A 6,026-nucleotide genomic window follows, 5' to 3' on the forward strand; every position below is an offset into this window, starting at 1 on the left:
ATTTATATCTACTCATGTTATTTACTTCCTCATTTGCTGGTTACAAACGAGCGAAGTATCTAACATGGGTACTCTACGGGCATAGCCCCGACTAAACGATCACCACCTCCATAGGAGGTGGTTTAAGGCTGACAATAAAAAGGCCACGCAATAGCGTGGCCTTTTGCTTTTAACGACACGTTATTCTGATACCACCTTGCCGATCCGGGTGTCTTGTTTATTCTGCTTACTGCGGAACAGGTTTTTCACATCTTCCAGTATCACGTACAGTGCCGGTATCAGCACCAGCGTAATAATAGTGGCGAACAGGATGCCAAATGCCAGTGATACCGCCATCGGCACGACGATTTTTGCCTGCAGGCTGCGCTCAAGCACGATAGGCGCCAGGCCAACGAAGGTAGTCAGAGATGTCAGTAATATTGCCCTGAACCGCTGAGCGCCGGCCTGAGATACGGCGTCACGTACTGATAAGCCCTCTTCCCGCGCCCGGTTAACAAAGTCGACCATCACCAGAGAATCGTTTACCACCACGCCAGCCAGCGCCACCAGACCGAAGATTGACATAATACTCATGCTCAGCCCCAGCACCATATGACCTACCACGGCACCGACCAGACCAAACGGGATCACGCTCATGATAATTAACGGCTGGCTGTACGAGCGCAGTGGAACAGCCATCAGGGCATAAATACAGAACAGCGCAAATACCCCTGCTTTCATCAGGTCTACCTGAGCATCCATCTCATCCTGACTTGCACCGTCAAGTTCACCAGTGACACCTTCATATTTATCGGTGATCTCTTTGATCACTTTGTTTTTCATTTCACCTACGACTTTACCCGGTTCTACTGTGGTCTTATCAGCTGCTGCAGTAATGGTTACCGCCCGCTCACCATTAACCCGGTTAATCGCGCTGAAACTTGGCTGCAGTGTGTAAGTCGCTACCTGAGCAAACGGAATTTCACCGCCATCAGCGGTACGGATCCGCATATTTTCCAGGCTACCAATAGAGCTGCGCTCATTACGTGGGTAACGCACCATCACTTTGACTTCTTCACCGTCACGCTGCACCCGCTGCGCTTCTGCACCATAAAAGCCATAACGTACCTGGCGCGCCACATCAGCCAGCGTCAGTCCCAGAATATGGGCTTCAGGTTTTAACTGCAGCACTATCTCATCATTACCACCAAGCAGGTTATCTTCGATGTCGTATACACCGGCATACTCAGCCAGACGGCTTTTAAGCTCTTCCGTTGCCAGTTTCAGGTTGTCGAGGTTAGTACCACGCAGCTGCAGCGCGATGTCTGCACCGCCACCACCGCCAGTTGATGCATTGATTTTGAAGGCTTTTAAACCAGGGATCTCGGGCATTTCCTCGCGCCAGCGATTGGCTATCTCAAAACCATCAATTTCCCGGCCTTCACTTTTTTCAAGCTCTACCACCAATTGGCCGCCAGTATCGCTCTCAAGAAACATCAGCCGGTGTTTGACAATGTCTTCGTTGTATTCGGCATTGAGTTTGTCATTGGCGCGCACCAGTGCAGCTTCTGCTTCGCGCAGTGCATTTACCGTTGCCTGATTAGATGAGCCTTCCTGCATGGTCAGATTGGCATTGATAAAGTCGCTTGGAATATTCGGAAAGAACACCCAGCGCACCAAACCACCGCCTAACACACCAAACATCAGGATCAGCATCGCCAAAAAGCCCGCCATAGTGACATAACGGTGCTTGATACAGCGCTCAACGAAAGGCTGATAAGTATTGTAAACAAAGCGGTTCATTGCAGACGCAACGCTCAGACGCACAGCTTTTAAACCGTTACTGCAAGCCCGGCCAATACCATAAAACACACCTTTGCGATCAGGATCCCAGGGTTTGGTATCCATTTTTACGATATGCGCCGGCAGAATCATTTTTGATTCCACCAGCGAGAAGATCAGACATAACACTACAACCCAGGCGATAGAGCCCCAAATAGGCGCCTGGGCACCGCCTACCATCAGCATTGGCGCAAAGGCCGCAATAGTGGTCAGAACACCAAAAGTAGCCGGCATTGCGACTTTTTTCGCGCCGGCGATGACCGCTTCGGCAGATTTGCCCCGCTTTTCTATCTCGCTGTAGGCGCTTTCACCTATGATAATCGCATCATCTACCACTATGCCCAGCACCAGAATAAAACCAAATAAACTGATCATATTGATAGAAACATCAAACAGCGGCAGAGGTAACATTGCCATGGCGCCGAGGAAACACACTGGTATCCCCACCATCACCCAGAATGCAATCCGGAACTCAAGGAACAACGTCAGTGCTAAAAGTACCAGAAAGGCGCCCATCACCAGGTTGTTACTCATCAGATCCAAGCGGCCTTGCAGGTAGTAACTGGAATCGCCCCAATGCGCAATTGATACAGAAGATGGCAACTCTTTCTGTTTACGCTCAACATAATTTTTAACGGTTTCAGCAATTTTCAGCGTATTGTCATCACCAACTGCGCCTACCCGGATAGACACCGAGTTCTTGCCGTCAAACGTTGATAAGTCTTCCCGCTCGATAAAACCGTCATTAATGCTCGCGATATCTTTCAACGCCAGACGGGTGCCGTCTGCAAACTTCAGCAAAACAATATCTTCAAAGTCCTGCGCAAAATATGCCTGGCCTTTAGTACGCAGTAAAATATTACCGCTTTCTGATTTTATTGAGCCGCCGGGTAAATCGACAGAGCTGCCACGAATAGCGTTAACGACCTGCTCGAATGTTAAGCCATATTCTTTAAGTTTCAGCTCTGACAGTTCAATGGCTACTTCATATTCCCGATCGCCTACAACATCTACTTTACTGATGCCGGGTAACTTTTTAAGCTCATCGCGCACATCCTTCGCCAACTCTTTCAGCGTACGCTCAGTCGCATCACCGTATAAAGACAGCCACATCACATCAGCCTGGAACCGAACACGGTACACTACCGGCTTTTCTGTCTGCTCAGGCAGTGATGAAATAGCAGACACCTGGGTCTTTATTTCATCCATCACTTCCTGAATATCGTAGTTATTGGCAATCTCCGCCCGAACAGTCGCCAGCCCTTCTACGGCAGTCGAGCGGATACGCTTAATGCCATTAACACCGCGCAGACTTTCTTCTATTTTTTCAATAACACCACTTTCCACCTCCTGCGGCGCTGCCCCCAGGTACGGCACGCGAATATTGACCTGCTCCAGCACAATTTCAGGAAAAATCTGTTTTTTAATGGTAAACAGTGAAAACACGCCGGCAACCAGAATTATCGCCATCAGCAGATTAGCGGCAACACTGTTGCGGGCGAACCAGGCTATTAACCCCTTGTTGGTATCCATTGCCTTACTCCTGCACTTTAGACGTCAGTGCCGCTTTATCATCAGCTGCGCCTTGCCCGGCAACCTGCTCTGTTTGATCTGACGCCACCCGGACTAAGGTACCCGCCAATGGGTTAGCAATTGCCGACGTCGCCAGACGGTCACCCTCGGCAAAGCCACTGCGCACATAGGCAAAACGGTCATCCGTACGCTCCAGTTGCACAGTTCTGAATTGCAGTTGGCTGTCCTTGTCAACCACCAGAATTTGCTGCTGCGCCAGCAATAGATGCCGTGGTACAACAACCACCTGAGAAGTCGCATCTCCCAGAATTTCGGCTTGTACAAAGCGACCAAAGCGCAGATGGGCTCTATCGCCCTTACCGGCACGCTGATAAGGGTCAACAATTTGTGCTACTGCATAAATAACCCGGCTACGCTCATCCAGCACGCCTTCAGTACGCACCAGTTTTGCCGGCCACTGCATAACTTCACCACCGACAACAGCTGTCAGCACGACTTCTGGCTCAATATCATCTTCAGTGAAATCTGGCAGCTGGACAAAAGCAGAATCATTGTCTGTTACCGGCAGCCTGACTTCGGCAACATCAGTGCCATATATCATGCCGATTTGAGTACCACGGCTGATAAACTGGCCCAGATTAACCGAGCGGCTTTTTACCATGCCGGCAAAAGGCGCACGGATCTCTGTGCGTTTCAAATCACGCCGCGCCCGTTCTAACTCTGCTTCCGCTGAACGTACATTCGCCAATGCACCCGCCAGCTGAGGACGGCGCAAACCAAGCTCCGGCGCTTTACCATCGGTAAAAGAGCGCCACTCTTCTTCTGCGACACGGCCACGGGCTTTTTCTTCTTCCAATGCAGATTGCGCATTGGCCAGGCTGGCCTCAGCCGCTTTTACGTCAGTTTGATAATCAGCCTGCTCTACCTGAACCAGTAAATCGCCTTTATTAAAAAAACCGCCTTCAATAAAATTCTCTGCCACTTCAACGATACGACCATTAACTTCGGAGCTTAAATTTGTCTCCAGCTTAGGCTTAACGGTTCCCTGAGAACGGATACGATAAACCAGATCCTGTGCCTGCACCGGCTGAGCCGTAATGAGTACAGACGGACGTTGTTCATCCTTTTTCTCAGGCGGCTTGCGCATACTCATTAACCCACCTGCCAGAACAACGGCCACGGCAATAACACCGACCGGAATCAAAACTTTTATAATTTTTGCTGCCATGTTGATTTCCACAATGCTGTTTTACTGACGCTATACTAAAACGCCGTGTCGTGATTGTAACGTTGTGAATGTTACGCTTTGTATCAGTGTAGGTGCCACCGGCAGCAATAGCGTTATCACCGGGTGAAAAAGGCAACATCAGGTTTCACTAATACACTACGTATTTAACTGCCTTAACAGACGCCGGCTACCACTTTTTTCAATCGCCCACCCGGCACTGTACCGTTAATTACAACTGGCGTTTGTAATATCCTGTTACAACTAAACTTTTTAAAAAGCCAGGCCATCATTGTCATTTTGTTATATCGACCTTGAAAACGGTTATTTGCGCAGCGAAATAAAATTTCCTAAGGTAAGTCAGGCAGCGGTTTGTTCATAATTACATCACATAAAGGCCGCACTATATTAATGACAGGTATTTGATGACGTATCCGACTTAAATCAATGTATTGAGGGAACCGCTATGAGTATCAGTAAACAATATCTGAAAACAAAACCACTGTGTAAAGTCACTTTCACCTTGCCTGCAAACAGCATTGGAAGTATTGAGCAAGCAGCGTTGCTGGGCGAGTTTAACGATTGGGATCCGGTGGCGTTACCGATGAAAAAAAGCAAGAGTGGCGATTTTACTGCCACGCTGAATCTGGAAAAAGACAAAGAGTATCAGTTCCGCTATCTGGTCAACGGCGGGACCTGGTTAAATGATGACGCCGCAGACAGCTATCAACCATCCCCAGTGTCTTATGATCATAATTCAGTGATTAGGGTATAGATTAAAAAACAGGGCTCTGGGCCCTGTTTTTCTTTGCATTCAACCCTTTAACATTTTTGCAGGACTAAACAACCTACAGAGTAACCGGCGCCGAATGAGCATAAAATTGCATGATCACCAGACTGCAGCCCTTGCTTATATTTATGAAATGCGATGACGGAGCCTGCTGATGCCGTATTAGCATAAGAATCCAATACCAATGGTGCCTCTTCCGGCAGTGGATCACGGCCCAGTATTTTCTTTGCGGCAAAGATGTTCATATTGATATTGGCCTGATGCAGCCACAACCGCTTCAGTTGCTCCGGCCCAACCTGCTGTGCCGCCATCTCAGTTAAAATCACATCGGCAACTATTGGCAGTAGCTCTTTAAACACCTTGCGCCCCTGTTGTTTGAAAAACGGCACTAACGGGTCTGGTGTCAGGCAATGTTCGGTATACCCTACATCACAACGGATATTATTAGAAAATTCCGTTTTTAACCGCATCCCCTTTATACGCCAGGCATTATCACTGCTGCACGTGTCTTCTGCCTCAATAATGGTCGCGGTGCAAACATCACCAAAAATAAAGTGGCTGTCACGGCTACGATAGTTCACTTGCGGTGACGCAAACTCAGGGTTCACCACCAGAACCACACGGGCTGTCCCGCCTCTGATTGCATTTACGGCATTG

At 48.7% G+C, this 6,026-nt stretch carries 4 protein-coding genes; 1 reads left to right on the forward strand and 3 read right to left on the reverse strand.

The features are described from left to right. Nucleotides 1-180: 180 nt before the first annotated feature. Complete coding sequence (locus tag VIN66_RS06255) at nt 181-3,354, reverse strand: efflux RND transporter permease subunit (protein WP_331923169.1); 3,174 nt, start codon at nt 3,352-3,354, stop codon at nt 181-183. Between the two features lie 4 nt (nt 3,355-3,358). Further along, nucleotides 3,359-4,582 (reverse strand): efflux RND transporter periplasmic adaptor subunit, encoded by a 1,224-nt coding sequence (locus VIN66_RS06260; protein ID WP_331923170.1) that lies wholly within the window; start codon nt 4,580-4,582, stop codon nt 3,359-3,361. A 463-nt stretch (nt 4,583-5,045) separates the two neighbouring features. Here VIN66_RS06260 and VIN66_RS06265 point away from each other — a divergent pair, with 463 nt between their 5' ends. Then, nucleotides 5,046-5,354 (forward strand): isoamylase early set domain-containing protein, encoded by a 309-nt coding sequence (locus VIN66_RS06265; protein ID WP_331923171.1) that lies wholly within the window; start codon nt 5,046-5,048, stop codon nt 5,352-5,354. 47 nt (nt 5,355-5,401) lie between these two features. Here the strand turns inward: VIN66_RS06265 and VIN66_RS06270 are convergent. Continuing rightward, on the reverse strand, nt 5,402-6,026 hold a 625-nt coding region (locus VIN66_RS06270; protein ID WP_331923172.1), incomplete at its 5' end, for a 3-oxoacyl-[acyl-carrier-protein] synthase III C-terminal domain-containing protein.

The organism is Rheinheimera sp., from assembly GCF_036568245.1.
Lineage (GTDB): Bacteria > Pseudomonadota > Gammaproteobacteria > Enterobacterales > Alteromonadaceae > Alishewanella.

Coding starts and splice junctions, on each gene's coding strand:
- VIN66_RS06255 (WP_331923169.1), bottom strand. CDS start 3,354: ATGGATACCAACAAGGGGTTAATAGCCTGGTTCGCCCGCAACAGTGTT.
- VIN66_RS06265 (WP_331923171.1), top strand. CDS start 5,046: ATGAGTATCAGTAAACAATATCTGAAAACAAAACCACTGTGTAAAGTC.
- VIN66_RS06260 (WP_331923170.1), bottom strand. CDS start 4,582: ATGGCAGCAAAAATTATAAAAGTTTTGATTCCGGTCGGTGTTATTGCC.